Here is a 15,068-nt window from a genome sequence, read left to right as displayed (position 1 = left end):
AGATATCCATCTGACCATCAGTCCAGGGCTGACCCGAATTGAAATGCGTATTCACGGTGAGCTGGAAGTCGTCAATGAACTGTCGGAAGGGGAGGGAATGGCACTGGCATCTACGATCATCCTGTCGATGTGTGATGTCACTGAAACGCAATTTTTTCCCGGCCGTCAGCAGGACGGGAGGATTAAAGCGGATTTTCTGCGTCGGGTACATTTGTATTGTATGGTGCCCGGTACAGCCATACGCCAACCGTAGATGGTTTGTATGTTGTGATGCGTGTGATTGCTGATGATGGTGACAAAGTGCCTACACTGACACAATTAGGGTTTTTGCCACAGCAAATTAAACGGGTTTCCCGTATCTTGCGACTGCCGGAGGGCCTGATTGTGTTATCGGGGCCAACCAGTTCTGGGAAGTCCACGACATTACGCACTTTTTGTCGCCAGTATCTTGACCGGACTGGCGGTAAAAAGCGGTTGTTGACCGTTGAAGACCCTCCGGAGGGGAGGATTGCCGGTGCGATTCAAACGCCCATCGTGTGTGACAAAAGTGATGAAGAGGCGGTCAGGCTTGCCTGGCACCGGGCGCTCACCTCTGCGCTGAGTCTTGATCCTGATGCCGTTATGCCAGGCGAAATGCGTGACCTGACCTCCATGCTAACGGCAATTTATGCTGCGCAAACGGGACATAGTGTCATGACGACGCTGCATACCCATAGCGCAGTCGGTATTCCTGAGCGCATGATAACCATGGGGGTGAATGCGGGGCTGATTGCCGATGCACAGCTTTTGATTGCGTTGATTAGTCAGCGTTTGGTACAGACATTATGTCCGTACTGTCGAGTGCCTTGGGCACAGAAACAGGCGGTACTGGATGAGGAACAACGGGCTTATCTGATGCGTTATTGCCATGTTCCTGGTACCTGTTGCGTAGAGAATTTATATTTTCGCCACCCTGAAGGATGTGAATATTGTTGCCAGACGATTACCCTGAGCGGACGGATTGTTAGCCGGGGAGTGACCGGTCGTAGCGTGGTGGCAGAAGTCATTAGGCCCGATGCGCGATTTTTTACTTTGTTGATGACTGAAGGCAAAGAGGCCGCGAGACAACACTGGGTAGCGAACTTAGGCGGGATTACTCGTCGCCAGCATCTACTGCATAAGCTGAATGCCGGGCTGATTGATCCATTGGAAGCCGACTTAGTTTGTCCGCTGGATGAAGATGATTATTTGCTGATGGAGCTGTGTGATGCGTGAAATGTCATGGGTTAGCCGTCTGCGCTATGTGTTAGTTCGCCACACTTTCTTACCCAGTTATCGCATCATTTTTTATGAGGCGTTGCGTTTTTTACTTGAAAACAAGATACCGTTATTGAAGGCGTTGCGGCAGATACGTGATGTGTATACGCATTTCGATACCCATTGGCATCCGTTTGCTGAACTCATTGACGATTGCATCTCGGCGCTCACTGATAACAGTCAAACGAATACTTTGGAACATGTGCTGGCTGTTTGGGGACCGGTAGAAGAGGCGGCGTTAATTAGTGCGGGTATGCGCAGCGGTCATTTGCCTGAAGCGTTGAGTCAGGCCATGACACTGATAGGTTGCCGTCAGCGTATTCTGATAGTGTCGCTCAGAATGATGATTTATCCCTTGCTGTTGGTGCTACTGATGGCGGGATTATTGGTGATCACTGCAACAGAATTGGTACCAATGCTAAGAAATATTGCCGATCCGGAAAACTGGCAGGGGGTGCTGGCATGGCTGAACGGAATGGCGACGTTCTTTGAGCATGCTTTTCTGTGGTGTGGTGTCTTACTGCTCTCTTTTATTGTGGGCGTGGCGTATTCGCTACCGCGGTGGGTCAACCGTCTGCGCCGCATAGCGGATCATCTTATCCCCTGGTCGGTCTATAGCGATATTCAGGGCGCCATTTTTTTACTGAACATGGCTTCCCTTTTGCGTGCCCAGGTTCAGACGCTGGATGCGTTAATTATCCTGCAACGCTTTGCATCTCCCTGGTTACAGATTCGTCTGGAGTCTATTGCTGATTGTGTCCGCGAAGGGGATCACTTTGGCCGGGCATTGCATCACTGTGGCTATGACTTTCCGTCAAAGGAAGCGGTGAATTTTCTGTCATTACTGACGGAAGGTGATGGTACTTCTGAGATGATTGGACGCTATGGTGAGCGGTGGCTGGATCAAACCATCGTTCGGGTGAACAGGCGAGCTAATTTGGTCATGTTGTGTTCACTGTTGCTGGTTGTCGGGGCATTTATGTTGATCCTGTTGGCCGTCATGGAAATACAGAGCATGGCTAATATCATGCCGTAATCCCCTTAAATTAAACTTCCTTTTAACGATTTTCTCCATAAAGAACCCTTTATATAAGGAATAAATCAATGCAGTACATGATGATACAGAAACAAGACCGAATGGTCCGTTCCCCTGAACGGGGTTGGGCTATTTTGGAAAATGGTGCGGTGGCTCTGGTTGTGATTGCCGTGATTACTGTGGTTTTGGGGGGAATTTATATGTTGTATGACCGTAAGGATGCGGTTGTGGAAGCAACGAATCTGCAAACTATCATCTCCAGTACTCAGGGGTTAATGAAAGGCAGCGGCGGGTATGAATTTAGTCACGCAGACAAGATGACCGGTGTCCTGATTCAGTTGGGTGGCGTGCCGAAGAGTATGACGGTTCGCGGCGATACAACTGTCGGTAATGCCACGCTGTGGAATACATGGGGTGGTCAGGTTAAGGTCGGACCGAGCAGCACGGGGGGATTTAATAATGGGTTCACGGTAACTTACGAGAGAGTCCCGCAATCTGCCTGTGTTTCATTAGCGACTGGGATGAGCCGGGGAGGAAGTGCGTCAGAGATTACTATTAATAATACTCATCACGCTGATGGCAAGGTGACACTGGAAAGTGCCAGTACAGCATGCACAAGGAACAACGGTCGTACCGGTACCAATAAACTGATCTTTACGATTAATGGTTAAATGAAGACACTGATTGCGGTTAGCTTTCCTACAGAATATACCCCTCTGGTTATGATGACGTTATTTGTCATCGGATGCGTGCTGCTTAGTCCGGTGAGTAAATTTTTGCAGGAATACGGTCTGTTGATGTGTTCAGTGCATCCGGCACCACGAATAGCTATCTGTTTGTACGTGGTGTCGGGCACATTGATGTTGTTATCACCAGCGCCGCTGATGGAGCGGATAGCCGCACTGTTGCTGCTGAGTTTTTTGCTGCAATTATCGGTTATGGATGTTTTGAGTGGCTGGCTTCCTCGTCAGTTTACATTGGCTTGTCTGGTGTCCGGTGTCTTGGTCAATATTTCGTTGCCGTCAGTATCAATAACTCTTTTGGCTACGGTGCTTATGCTTGCTGGGATGGGAGTGTTACGCGAGCTGATGAACCGGCACGCTCAATGTGAAGTGCTGGGGATGGGGGATGTCTGGCTGATGGGAGCACTGTGTGCCTGGCTGACAGGGTTACCGGCACTAATAGGTTGCTTGATTGGTTTATCCGGTTTCGTGTTGTGGCATTTGGCACAATTACCTCATCAAGGTACGAAAGGCGGGCCACTGGGGCCTTGGCTTAGTTTGGGGAGTGTGGTCATGTTGTTGGAACGATTATATCAGCCAATATGGGTAATCTAATAGTGACAGAAAGAACGGGTTGTTGTGATGGAAGAGGGCCGGATAAAGGATATATGATGCTGGGCACTGCTGCTGGACTCATGATATTGCTGATATTGGCGGCGTTGGGAACCCGTATTTATAACGATTATCTGACGGAGAAATCCTGGCAGGTCATGGCGGTGCAAAGCAGTCGTTTCAGTGCGGCGTCGAAAGCTTATATTGGCCGTTATTACGATAGATTGCGGAATTCAGCAACGACAGCTCAACCTGTGATTATCACCCCGGATATGTTGAGAAAAACGGGGCTGTTACCATCTGGATTCAAAGACACTAACAGTTCAGGACAGCGCTATCAGACCGCTGTAGTGCGCAATACCCAGGATCCGGCATTATTGCAGGCCATGATGGTGACACAAGAAGGGAGTCCATTACCTTATAAAGCCCTGCGCCTGATATCGATGGATATCTCTACCGGATTGGGGGGATATATTCGGGATGGCAAGACGGCTACCGGCGCAATGAGCACATGGACAGTGCCTTTAAAGGATTTTGGGATAAACAGTGGTGAAGGTCACCTGGCCGTGTTATTGAGCGCAGATGAGTTATCTACTGCTCGTGAGGAGAGTGACCGATTGTACCGTTTTGCTGTTCCCGGTCGTCCGGAGCTGAACAAAATGCATACTGACATTAACATGGGAGGCAACAACCTGAACAATACGGCGACTGTGAATGCACAGGCTGGACATTTTAGTGGCGATATCCGGGCGAATGTCGGCCAGTTTCAGGGGGATATTCGTAGCCACGATGGCTGGATTGTGACGACAAGGAATAAAGGCTGGTTAAATGAAACCTATGGTGGTGGTTGGATGATGTCAGACAGCAACTGGCTTCGCAGCGTCAATAATAAAAGCATTTATACGGAGGGGCAAATCAAAGGCGGTACCCTCCGGGCTGATGGGCGTTTGTCGACAGGGGAGTTTTTACAACTTGATAAAGTAGCTGTGGCGGGTACGGCCTGTTTACCCAACGGATTGATTAGCCGCGACAGCAAAGGCGCTATACTGTCCTGCCAGTCCGGTCTGTGGACAAAAGCAGAAGCCACCTTGCAGCAGAATCAATGTTATCAGGATGGAAACTGGGGCGGACGTGATTTCGCTGAACACCGATGTAAGCCTGGATATTATGCGGCGGGACTTAAATTTGTGGGTCACCAACGCAGTGAATCAGCCTATGTCATTACCTGCTGTAAATAAAAACGTAACATGTGCGTATATTTGATTTTTATTTTAGGGGTTTTGTGTTGTCCTTGCTTTGCACTGGTGAGTGGATTAACGCCCTGGCGGGGATTTATCTGTTCGGGTTTCCGACACAGGAAAAAACGGTATTACGTCATTCATCTTTCTCCGACTGACAGGATAGGGCGTCTGACGCGAAGCCGAACCCGGTGCTTGCATGCGGCATTTGTTCGCGAACTTGAGGGGGCACTTTTGCGAGCAGACAGGGATATTCTGTTTCGTTCTCATTTGATGCGGCCTGCTCAGATACAGCTGGCCTGTTCGGTTCTGGCACGTTATCCAACATGGCGTTACCGGATGGTTAATGTGGTTATTCCTCTCTGGGAGCGAACAGGAATTACATTACAAAACTTACTGTATGAGTGGCGTTATACTCCGACGGCTGCCTGTGGTGTTATGGTGGTGATGAAGCAGGAAAAATAACATCTTATATTGGGGGTAATTTTCATTTTTTCATGTTGAATTTTTTATCGTCATCCTCTTTGGTTTTGCACAGTATGCCTCCTTGTATCGAGTAATCATATGATTAGACTCTAATCACGACCTGAATAAGTCGCATTTCTGTGTCTGTTGTTTTGTCAGGCAACTCGAAGATACTGAAAAGTATGCCAGGCACAGTGCTAAATAAAACAAACAAGGATGTTGTGTTGTATGACAACTGAAATCCCTCCTCTGTCACCGACGCCTGAAGCTGAAATTGACAGCTTGCGGCAGGCGGTTTCTCAAAAGACCCAATCCAGGTTGTTGTCGTTAAAAAAATGTCTGGGGTATCTGTCAATATTGCTTGTTATTGTCAGCATCGCATTTCTGGCATTCGTAGTACGGCAGCAACATCATCAGTTAGTGGAATTTCAGTCATTGATGCGAAATGGATCATTCCGGCATTTGCCTGATGAGGTGCAAAAGCTGCACGAGCGGTTTGATAAAGCGGATACCGGCTTTGTCTCCCGTCAGGACTGGCAAATGCAAAATGACCGGTTTCATCAGGCATTGATAGCGCAACAGGGATCCGTCAACGACCAACAGAAATCACTGGTACGGTCAGTGACTGATTTAAGCCGTGCGCATCAGGATCTTACCGAAGCAGTAAGTGTATTGAAAAATACCGTGAAACAGCAAGAAATGCGCGTTGACGCATTAATCATGTGGAAATCTCAGCAGGAAAAGTACTCTGGTAAAAAAGCGGGCACACCTGATCGGGAAGTTCTTCGAGCGAAGAAACGGATAGTGGCTCCTTTCATGCTTTCTGGTATTGAACGTCGGGGAGAACAAGTTTATGCCGTTATTATTCCACGAGACACAGATCCTCATTCCCAAATATCTCAAATGCGCTTATTGACTCCGGGTGAAAGTGCATTTGAATGGACGTTGGTCAGTATCTCCGATCATCAGGCTTTGTTCCAGGTACAAGGGCACCGTCAAACCCTGTCAGTCAATGGAGGGTAATGATGAGAAAAGATTTTTTCAGCCAGAGGAAGGGGGTGGTGCTGATTGGCGTTGTTATGTCTCTGTCAGCTTCGGCGGCACAGGTTGCTATCTCTGAACAGACAGAGACGGGAATGAAAGCGACTCAGCAACAGGTTACGCAGGCTGAAAACCACCGTATTCAGGCGCAAATGTGGGGGCTGACGGAAGCAGAGTTTCAGCGTTATCAGCAATTGATGCAGGGACAACGGGGTATTCAGTCTCCTGGACTCGATCCGTTGAGTGCATTGGGTATTGAGGCCGAAACAGTACAAGCGCGTCAACGTTATGCAGAATTGTGGGTCAAACAGGAATATGTCCGTACTGAAAAAGAGTTGGCGTTCCAGCGGGCGGTGGATGCGGCCTGGAAGCGTCTGGCGCCGAATATTTTGCCGGTTAATTTAGGGAAGGGGGACGGAATCGCACAGGGTAATCAAGGGAGACTGGCGTTATTTGTGAAAGAGGATTGCGCGGTTTGTGATGCCCGGCTGGCTGCTGCCTTGTCCGCTGACCGTGAGGTGGATATTTACCTGGTAGATAGCGAAGGCAACGATGATGTTTTACGTACCTGGGCAGGTAAACATCATATTCCATCAGAAAAAGTCCGTAGCCGAGAAATCACGCTTAATCATGACAACGGACGCTGGCGACAATTTGGTCAGGGGAAAATGCCGGTCGTACTACAACATGAGAATGACGGATGGCGTGTGGTGGCATTTTGAGTCTCGCTGTGGCGGGAAGTCTCTTTTGGGTGACAGAAGGTATGGCCGCGGCGGTAAAACAGGTCGTTCCGCCTGGGTACCAGCAGATTGCGCGGGTGCATGGCGTACCCGCTGAAATGCTTTATGCGTTGGCACTGGCTGAATCGGCAAAACGTTTGCCACAGGAGAAACATGAACGCCCCTGGCCGTGGACGCTCAATGTGGCTGGAAAAAGTTATCGTTATGCAACCCGACAAGCGGTCTGGCAGGCGTTGCAGGGATTTATGCGTAGCGTACCCCTCAAACGTATTGATGTGGGGATTACTCAAGTGAATTTAGGCTGGAACGGCCATTATTTTCGTTCTTATTGGGATGCCTTGGACCCCTATACTAATCTTCATGTGGCAGCCCGTATTCTGAAAACCTGTTATCAATCCAATCCGGGTAGTTGGTTGAATGCGGCAGGCTGTTATCACCATCCCGCTGGTGGTCAGCCTGCGAGTAAGTATCGGAAAATCGTCGCACGTAAACTGAGTACGCTAGAAACCCGATATCTTGTTTTGTCCACCAATATTGCTGTGGCTAATACGACACAGACCTGGATTGAACCGAAGGAAAAATAAAGAAGATGTTAATCCGTTATCGCTGCCGTTTATTTTTAATGATGATGATATTGACGCCCTGCTCTCAGGCTGCACTGACTATTGTGGCTGATTTAGGTGGACAATCTACAGCAGCGTATTTTGATGCCATTAACGCTCAGGACAATGAACCGACGACTTCTTCAAATACGGAGGCGGCCCCGCCAGATTTAACCGAAGGGGGCATGTTACCGGTGGAAACGCCGGAATTGTCTCCCGGACCTGTTGACGCTCGTCCGTTGCAATTGCCGGGAATGGGGGCGTTGTTCATGATTGGGGATGATGCCCTGTCAAAACAGTGGTTGAAGAAAAATTGGGTTGGTCTTCGAAAAAGGCAGGCGGTGGGGTTGCTGGTCAGTGTGCGGGATAAAGCACAACTGGATGAACTGCGTCAGCTTGCAGAGGGCTTGGTATTAGCCCCCGCTTCCGGCAGTGATTTGGCTCGTCGTTTGCGCTTACAGCATTATCCAGTGTTGATTACCGATACTGGCTTAACCCAGCAGGTGCGTTGATGTGGCCCCGTCATCCTATATTATCCGAACTGATGTTGCCACACAGTTTCCCGGTGCTTTTGTTGGGATTGTTGCTGGCAATTGTGGTGTTATGGCGGGCTAGATGAGTGATCGTTATGTGATTGAAGCGCGGTTACGGCCGGCTGTTGAGCTGAATACCGCCGTTGTTTCGGCGGTTGCCGCCGGTATCTGTATCGCAGCGCCGTGGGCTGTGGCATTGTCACCATCGGTCAGTGATGTCATGGCGGCAGGTTTTGGCGTGTTATCAGGTCTCCGATTCGGACAGGGGTTACGTATACTGAACTACCGGCGCAATATCCGACGATTGCCCCGTTATGTGATGGCCAGCCACCAGGTGCCTGTCAGTCATCAGAGATTGTTTCTGGGGAAAGGGTTTCTTTGGCAACAAAAACATACACAACGATTTCTGGATACCCTGCGCCCGGAAGTCGAACGTTATGTTCAACCTTCCCGGTATTATCAATTAGCGAGGGCATTTGAACGGCGGTTTGAGTACCCATTGCCCTCTTTATGTCGTCTGACGCAACGTGATTCTCCGTGGAACCCGGTGAGGCCACTGCCGCCAGTAGGAGGCAATCCAGCATTGCATGGCATTGAACCGGATGAAGTCAATGTGTCAATGGATTTGCGTGAGCGGGTCGGGCACATGTTGGTCCTCGGTACAACCCGTGTTGGTAAGACCCGGCTGGCAGAGTTACTCATCACGCAGGATATCCGGCGGGGTAATATCACGATTGTGTTTGATCCGAAAGGGGATGCAGACCTGCTCAAACGCATGTGGGCGGAAGCGCATCGTGCCGGGCGGGAAGATGAGTTCCAGGTGTTTCATCTGGGCTGGCCGGATATTAGTGCTCGCTACAATGCTGTTGGGCGTTTTGGTCGGGTTTCAGAAGTTGCTTCTCGTATAGCAGGACAATTGAGTGGGGCGGGTAACAGTGCCGCTTTTCGTGAGTTTGCCTGGCGTTTTGTCAATATCGTTACTCGTGCTTTGGTGGCTCTGGGGCAGCGACCAGATTACACCCTGATATTACGTTATGTCACCAATATTGGCGAACTGTATGAAACTTATGCTGAAAAAATTATCAGGCAATGCCTGCCTGTGTTGTGGGAGCTGGTGGAGAAAAGTCTGGGTCTGCTGACGGAAGACGATTTGCCACGCAATATGCAGGGGCAGACGAATGCAGTGAAAATCTGGGCGATTGAAATGGCACTAAGCTCAGACGCGGGGAAAAAACTCTACGATCCGATACTGGACGGGTTGCGCAGTGCGGTTCGCTATGATCGCACCTATTTTGACAAAATTGTGGCATCCCTGTTGCCATTACTGGAAAAGCTGACCACGGGGAAAACAGCTGCACTGCTGGCGCCAGATTACACGGATATGAATGATCCGCGTCCCATCTTTGACTGGCAACAAGTGATACGTAAGAAAGGTATCGTCTATGTGGGGCTGGACGCTTTATCGGATGCCGAAGTGGCTTCGGCAGTAGGCAATTCCATGTTCGCAGACTTGGTTTCCGTTGCGGGTCATATCTACAAATTTGGTCTGGATGACGGTTTGCCAGAAGGTAAAACGAGAAAACTCCCCATTAGCTTACATTGTGATGAATTCAATGAGCTGATGGGCGATGAATTTATTCCGCTGATTAACAAGGGGGGCGGTGCCGGGATAGAGGTAACCGCTTACACTCAGACCTTGTCTGATATTGAAGCACGCATCGGCAGCAGTGCTAAAGCGGCACAGGTAACAGGAAATTTTAATACCTTAGTTATGTTGCGTGTTAGGGAAAATAACACCGCTGAGCTGCTAACCCGCCAGTTGCCGGAGGTGGAAGTGTACACTAAAACTTTGGTCTCCGGGATTACCGATATTTCCAGTCCAGAGCAGGGGAGTCACTTTACCTCTAATACCCAGGATCGGGTTAGCACGATTAGAACGCCGTTAATTACGCCTGCCGAAGTGATTAACTTGCCGAAAGGTCAGGCATTTGCTCTGCTTGAAGGGGGACGGTTATGGAAGATCCGTATGCCGCTGCCAGCAGCCGATGATGATGACCTGATGCCGGCAAGTCTGCAAAAAATCGCTGATGATATGCGTAAACATTACCGTACCAGTGAATCCTGGTGGTCGGGTAGTGCAATGCCAGATGACAGTCAGGTTGACTTCAATGTGATGTTAAATCCAGCGGTGCTGACGCCTGATGAGGAAGCTGACGATGACGCAGCAGAAAGCTAAATCGCCGCAGATGCCACCGAAAAAATCAGGCCCGTTAAAAACGGCCCTGTGGGAGCTGCCATGGATGCTCATTGGCTTTTTGCTGGTATCGTTGTTTTTTAGTTTGGTTGTTGAATACCTTGGGATAGCCTTTTTCTGGACGGAACAGGGCGAAAGGCACAGCCAACAAGTGATGCTCACGGAAAGCGGTTGGTTGTCTAAAGAATTTACCCGCAGCTTACTGTTATCAGAGCCCGCGACTACGCTCAGTATCGGGTTAAAATGGAGTTATCAGTGGGTGTTTGTAGGCAGTGGTGCACTGGACTGGATTAACCAACAACATACAGTACAAGCTCGGAGCCACTATGAAATGGTGAGAGAGTTGAGCGATTGGAGTGTATTACTGGCGGAAAGTTTGCGGAAGTACCTGCTGGCAACGGTATATGTGACCGTAACCTTTATTATCCGGCTCACTATTCTGGTGTTGTCTTTGCCATTGTTTGTGATGGTTATAGGCGTTGCTGTCGTTGAAGGACTAAACCGACGTGACCTGCGGCGTTATGGTGCCGCTTATGAGTCGAGTTTTGTTTATCATCATGCCAAACGGTTTGTGAAACCGGCGTTTTGTGTACCCTGTCTGTTATATCTCTCCTGGCCATCGGCTGTGTATACTAATTTACTCTTGTTGCCTGCAGCTCTCCTATTAGGGGTTGCTATTACCGTGATGATAAGTACTTTTAAGAAATATCTTTGAGATAAAAGCAGTATGATGTGGATTGGTTGGTAAAACGTCTCAAGTACCTCTTTAATAATAGTAAGAATGATTTTATGCTTTTATGTCGCTGAGAGAGATGGCCTCCAATATGAGGCCAACGGTTATAACATTTCCTTAGCAGTACATTGGTTACTCTTCATAATGACACGGAAGATGGATACAGTAACCAAATTGAGGGGAAATCCCTTTCATTTGCTAGGGGTGTTTTCATCATTATGACTGAGTTCTGCTTCCAATTCCTCAATGCTTGGCAAGCTGGATTTTAAGTCCTCTGGCAATGTACGGGTTAACTCATAATCCGAAACGCCAATTGGTTTTTGAATACCGCGCAAGGCATATTCGGCCAGTATCCGGTCTTTGGTCTGGCACAAAATCAAACCTATGGTGGGCTGATCAGTGGAATGTCGTAGCTTTTCATCGACCACCGAACAATAGAAATTCATCTTACCGGCATGTTCAGGCTTGAATTCTCCTCGTTTCAGCTCGATCACAACGAAAGCCCTCAAAGTCAGATGATAAAAAAGTAGGTCAATGTAATAATCTTGTTCGCTTACGGTAATACGATATTGCCGCCCCACAAAAGCAAATCCCTCGCCGAGTTCAAGTAGGAATTTTTCAAGGTGTTTGAGCAGCTCCGTTTCCAGCTCACGTTCTTTGAAGGGTTCCGATAGGGTGAGGAAATCGAAAACATAGGGATCCTTCAGGGTCTGCTGTACCAGCTCCGATTGAGATACGGGTAACCGGTTCTTGAAGTTGCTGACAACCGAACCCTGCCGGGCATAGGCATTGCTTTTGATCATATGAAGCAGGGAGTCTCGGCTCCATCCTTGTATCTGAGTCTGTTCTGCATACCAGAATCGCTCGGTTTGATCCTTTATCCTCTCAATCAGCAGAATGTTATGACCCCACGGCAATTGTGCCACAGGTTGTGGCACAATTGTCGATACGGGCTTTCCGGAACCTTGTTGCTCCATTCGTGGCGAGGCGTACTCCCGGTAGAAACGTAGCATGCGCTTCAGGTTCCTTTCTGAGAAGCCTTTGACCTCTGGCAATTCATTAACAATATCCCGTGCCAGCTTCGGGATGATCCCCGCTCCCCACCCCTGTTGCTCCTGACGCTCATGGAGCATATGACCGATGTCCCAGTACATCTGGATTAGTTCAGCATTGACGGACTGAGCGGCTCTGAACTGACCCCCACGGATCCGTTCCTTTACATCGGTGAGTAACGAAGTGTAAATCTGTAGTTCTGATGTCATGATTATCTTGTTTCTTTCAGTATTTTGTAGACGGTGAAGCGGTTAATATCCAGTTGCCTGGCAATCTCAGAAGTCCCAAATCCCTCATCTTTCATTACCAAAACCTGTTGTCGGTTTATGGACGGAACCTGACGCCCTTGGCTTCGATTCGCTCTTCTTTGGTTTGTTCCAGTCTCTGTTGCTGTTCGGTCTGAGCCACTGTTGACCGGATAGTGCTCCTGTCGTCCAAGAACCAGACGGTTACATCCATCTCAAGCAGGTAATAGTTGTGTTCAGTGGTGATATTAGAAAATATCAATTATCAACCCGCTTATTTTAAGTGAGCCAGGATGTTTATAGCTCTGTTTCAACCTTAAATTCAAGTACCCAAAATTTTTAAAATCAGATAAACAATTATTCACTGTAATCGTTACCCTTTTTCGTCACTCTGTTAATGTATATATCTACGCTGATTTAGGGTAATGCTATGGTTTATTTCCGTTTATTTTCCCATAGTCTTTTTGTCCTGACGATATTAATGAGTTGGCCTGTGCTGGCCGGGGGAAAAGATGAGCTGGCCACCACACTCAAACAGCTTGACCAGGTGCAGGCCAGTTTGGAACGTGCCCGGGTTTTGGCCGTTCAGGAGGGTCAGGCAGACCGTTTTTATTTTGATTATCTACGTGCTAACCGGGACCTCAATATTGTCCGTGAAGGCATTAACCGCTATCTGACCCCCTCCCGTGCCCAGCCCGGGATTTCTGCGGCTGCGCTGGATGTGACCGGTCAATATCGTCAGGAGCGAATCCGGTGAACGAGGTACAACGCAATGCATTCAGGGCGGCTTCCGGCAATCTCGATCCCCATGTGATGCAATTTCTCTGTATCGGTTTACTGATAGCGGTGCTGTTTCTCTGGGCTGCATGGGGAATGGTAGATGTCTGGCAGGGCTGGGCCAATGAAAAGGTCCGTGAAGCGGCGATGAACCGTTTTGTCATTCGTGTGGCGTTGTTGCTGGTGATGGCTATCTGGATGTTTGCCAGCTAATCGGTTTTTTTAACCTGTAATGGAAAAAAGGGAAAAGGAAATGGATCTGTTAAACCGGGGATGTCAGTCACTGTTCCGCCTGTTTGCCCGTATCAATACCTGTGCAGTGTCACTCAGTGTGCTGGCTTATCTGGTTTGTCAACCCGTGACAGCGGCATTGCCAACGGTTGAACCGCCTGCCAGCGGGAGTGGCGGTGGTATTTTTAATACCGTCAAAGGTTACTTGCAGGACGGCATCGTGATAGGCGGGCTGGTCGTTGCCGCGATCGCGTTTATCAATGTGGCGACCGCGGCAATCCATACTTTTTCTGAAGTTCGCAGTGACAGAGCCTCCTGGACTAAATTTGGCGCGATTGTGGTGGTTGGCGTGGTGCTGTTAGTGGCGGTTATCTGGCTGCTGGGCAAATCAACGTCCATTCTCTTTTGACCCCAGGAAGTGTCAGTATGGTTCAGACTATTCGTTTTTTACCTGACCGTCTTAACGCCGAACCTGTCGTGTTCCGGGGATTTACTACCCCAGAGCTGGGCTGGACGGCATTAACGGGACTGATAGCTGGCACGGTCATTGGTTTGTTACTGACACCGGTAACGGGTTGGGTGATGATACCGACGGTGGCACTGATTGCGCCGTTGTTATTGATTGCCTTTGGCGGCAAATACCTGGCCCGGATGAAACGCGGTAAACCGGCGCATTATCTCTATCGACGGCTGGAGGTTAAAAAGCGGTGCTGGGGTCTGGGTGATCCGTCACTGATTATCACCTCACAACGCTGGTCGTTGCGCCGCTGTCACCGGGTAATGACCCGAATGGGGCGGTTATGAGCCGTTTTCGTCATGCGATTCAAAACCGGGACCAGCATATCCTGACGTTACGCGCGGCCTGTGGTGTGCTGGTTTTGTTGTTGTTACTGAGTCTGAGTGGCTGGATGATGGCGCCGAGAGCGTTAACCATTTATACGCCGCCGGATGTCCGCAGTGGCAGTACCCGCCTGTGGTGGCAAGTGCCTGTCTCCCAGGTCTATGCCTTTGGTTTTTATATTTTTCAGCAATTGAATGCCTGGCCGAAAGACGGGGAAGTCGATTATCCAGCGAAAATAGCGGCGCTTTCTCCTTATCTGACCCCCTCCTGTCAGGTATTTCTGGAACAGGATGCTCAAAACCGCTCACAAGTGGGTGAGCTAAAAGATCGCGTGCGGGTGGTGTATGAAATTCCGGAACGGGGCTTTCGTGACAGCAATGTGATGGTAAAAGACCGGGATAACTGGGTTATCCGGTTAGATTTAGTGGCCGATGAATATTTTCACGCTGAGCCGGTCAAACGGGCACTGGTGCGTTACCCGCTTAAAGTCACCCGTTGGCAAGGGGATGCAGAGCGTAACCCGTTTGGCCTGGCACTGGATTGTTATGACAGCACACCGCAACGGCTGGAAGCAGCATCGCAGCCGGCACCGGCGAAAAAGGGGATATTCCAGTGAAAAAACAGGTACTCGTCGAGTTATTGGCATTGA

At 49.2% G+C, this 15,068-nt stretch carries 20 protein-coding genes and 1 pseudogene; 18 read left to right on the top strand and 3 right to left on the bottom strand.

Annotated features, from left to right (window positions below; all coding sequences use genetic code 11):
* The 13 genes and pseudogenes from SLS51_RS20585 to SLS51_RS20525 all read left to right on the top strand — a co-directional run.
* Nucleotides 1-253 (top strand): annotated as a pseudogene (locus tag SLS51_RS20585) (hypothetical protein); the annotation flags it as partial.
* The gene (locus SLS51_RS20580) at nt 217-1,254 is read left to right on the top strand and encodes a GspE/PulE family protein (RefSeq protein WP_323840444.1); all 1,038 of its coding nucleotides are present in this window, start codon (nt 217-219) and stop codon (nt 1,252-1,254) included. The pseudogene SLS51_RS20585 and the gene SLS51_RS20580, both read left to right, overlap by 37 nt.
* Complete coding sequence (locus SLS51_RS20575) at nt 1,247-2,332, top strand: type II secretion system F family protein (RefSeq protein ID WP_323840443.1); 1,086 nt, start codon at nt 1,247-1,249, stop codon at nt 2,330-2,332. Before SLS51_RS20580 ends, SLS51_RS20575 begins: the two co-directional genes overlap by 8 nt.
* Before the next feature lie 68 nt (nt 2,333-2,400).
* Nucleotides 2,401-3,003, top strand: a complete 603-nt coding sequence (locus tag SLS51_RS20570; protein WP_323840442.1) for a type 4 pilus major pilin — start codon at nt 2,401-2,403, stop codon at nt 3,001-3,003.
* A complete protein-coding gene (locus SLS51_RS20565; protein ID WP_323840441.1) occupies nt 3,004-3,669 on the top strand; it encodes a prepilin peptidase in 666 nt (221 codons plus the stop codon).
* Between the two features lie 2 nt (nt 3,670-3,671).
* On the top strand, nt 3,672-4,904 hold the full coding sequence (gene pilV / locus SLS51_RS20560; protein WP_323840440.1) for a shufflon system plasmid conjugative transfer pilus tip adhesin PilV: 1,233 nt from the start codon (nt 3,672-3,674) through the stop codon (nt 4,902-4,904).
* Between the two features lie 21 nt (nt 4,905-4,925).
* Nucleotides 4,926-5,369, top strand: a complete 444-nt coding sequence (locus SLS51_RS20555; protein WP_323840439.1) for a hypothetical protein — start codon at nt 4,926-4,928, stop codon at nt 5,367-5,369.
* Between the two features lie 228 nt (nt 5,370-5,597).
* Nucleotides 5,598-6,392 carry a hypothetical protein gene (locus tag SLS51_RS20550; protein ID WP_323840438.1) on the top strand — a complete coding sequence of 265 codons (795 nt, stop codon included), beginning with the start codon at nt 5,598-5,600 and terminating at the stop codon, nt 6,390-6,392.
* A 2-nt stretch (nt 6,393-6,394) separates the two neighbouring features.
* A complete protein-coding gene (locus SLS51_RS20545; protein WP_323840450.1) occupies nt 6,395-7,132 on the top strand; it encodes a TIGR03759 family integrating conjugative element protein in 738 nt (245 codons plus the stop codon).
* A gap of 41 nt (nt 7,133-7,173) precedes the next feature.
* Entirely contained in the window at nt 7,174-7,734 is a 561-nt protein-coding gene (locus SLS51_RS20540; protein WP_500690692.1) for a transglycosylase SLT domain-containing protein, read from the top strand.
* Nucleotides 7,735-7,739: 5 nt separating this feature from the next.
* The gene (locus SLS51_RS20535) at nt 7,740-8,264 is read left to right on the top strand and encodes an integrating conjugative element protein (RefSeq protein WP_323840436.1); all 525 of its coding nucleotides are present in this window, start codon (nt 7,740-7,742) and stop codon (nt 8,262-8,264) included.
* A 103-nt stretch (nt 8,265-8,367) separates the two neighbouring features.
* Nucleotides 8,368-10,521 (top strand): type IV conjugative transfer system coupling protein TraD, encoded by a 2,154-nt coding sequence (gene traD, locus SLS51_RS20530; RefSeq protein WP_323840435.1) that lies wholly within the window; start codon nt 8,368-8,370, stop codon nt 10,519-10,521.
* Nucleotides 10,502-11,254: a TIGR03747 family integrating conjugative element membrane protein gene (locus SLS51_RS20525; protein ID WP_369293954.1), complete on the top strand. Its 753-nt coding sequence runs from the start codon at nt 10,502-10,504 to the stop codon at nt 11,252-11,254. The genes traD and SLS51_RS20525 overlap by 20 nt, the downstream gene beginning before the upstream one ends.
* Before the next feature lie 209 nt (nt 11,255-11,463).
* Here SLS51_RS20525 and SLS51_RS20520 read toward each other — a convergent pair whose 3' ends face one another.
* From SLS51_RS20520 to SLS51_RS20515, 3 genes are read right to left on the bottom strand one after another with little or no spacing between them, the layout of a single operon-like run.
* Nucleotides 11,464-12,534: a PDDEXK nuclease domain-containing protein gene (locus SLS51_RS20520; protein ID WP_323840434.1), complete on the bottom strand. Its 1,071-nt coding sequence runs from the start codon at nt 12,532-12,534 to the stop codon at nt 11,464-11,466.
* Nucleotides 12,535-12,536: 2 nt separating this feature from the next.
* Nucleotides 12,537-12,653, bottom strand: coding sequence for a helix-turn-helix domain-containing protein (locus tag SLS51_RS24285; protein ID WP_369293955.1), 117 nt, complete (start codon nt 12,651-12,653; stop codon nt 12,537-12,539).
* On the bottom strand, nt 12,650-12,832 hold the full coding sequence (locus SLS51_RS20515) for a hypothetical protein (RefSeq protein WP_323840433.1): 183 nt from the start codon (nt 12,830-12,832) through the stop codon (nt 12,650-12,652). Before SLS51_RS20515 ends, SLS51_RS24285 begins: the two co-directional genes overlap by 4 nt.
* Before the next feature lie 168 nt (nt 12,833-13,000).
* Here SLS51_RS20515 and SLS51_RS20510 point away from each other — a divergent pair, with 168 nt between their 5' ends.
* Genes SLS51_RS20510 through SLS51_RS20490 form a run of 5 tightly spaced genes read left to right on the top strand, consistent with a single transcriptional unit; the run spans nt 13,001 to nt 15,035 of the window.
* Nucleotides 13,001-13,327: an integrative conjugative element protein, RAQPRD family gene (locus tag SLS51_RS20510; RefSeq protein ID WP_323840432.1), complete on the top strand. Its 327-nt coding sequence runs from the start codon at nt 13,001-13,003 to the stop codon at nt 13,325-13,327.
* Complete coding sequence (locus tag SLS51_RS20505) at nt 13,324-13,560, top strand: TIGR03758 family integrating conjugative element protein (RefSeq protein ID WP_011145430.1); 237 nt, start codon at nt 13,324-13,326, stop codon at nt 13,558-13,560. The genes SLS51_RS20510 and SLS51_RS20505 overlap by 4 nt, the downstream gene beginning before the upstream one ends.
* Before the next feature lie 40 nt (nt 13,561-13,600).
* Entirely contained in the window at nt 13,601-13,987 is a 387-nt protein-coding gene (locus SLS51_RS20500) for a TIGR03745 family integrating conjugative element membrane protein (protein WP_323840431.1), read from the top strand.
* A gap of 17 nt (nt 13,988-14,004) precedes the next feature.
* The gene (locus tag SLS51_RS20495; RefSeq protein WP_323840430.1) at nt 14,005-14,382 is read left to right on the top strand and encodes a TIGR03750 family conjugal transfer protein; all 378 of its coding nucleotides are present in this window, start codon (nt 14,005-14,007) and stop codon (nt 14,380-14,382) included.
* The gene (locus SLS51_RS20490) at nt 14,379-15,035 is read left to right on the top strand and encodes a PFL_4703 family integrating conjugative element protein (RefSeq protein WP_323840429.1); all 657 of its coding nucleotides are present in this window, start codon (nt 14,379-14,381) and stop codon (nt 15,033-15,035) included. The genes SLS51_RS20495 and SLS51_RS20490 overlap by 4 nt, the downstream gene beginning before the upstream one ends.
* Nucleotides 15,036-15,068: the final 33 nt, after the last annotated feature.

The sequence above is a fragment of the Photorhabdus africana genome (assembly GCF_035181445.1).
Lineage (GTDB): Bacteria > Pseudomonadota > Gammaproteobacteria > Enterobacterales > Enterobacteriaceae > Photorhabdus > Photorhabdus laumondii.
The sequence above is the reverse complement of the archived record's forward strand: the minus strand, read 5'-3'. Positions and strand labels throughout refer to the sequence as shown.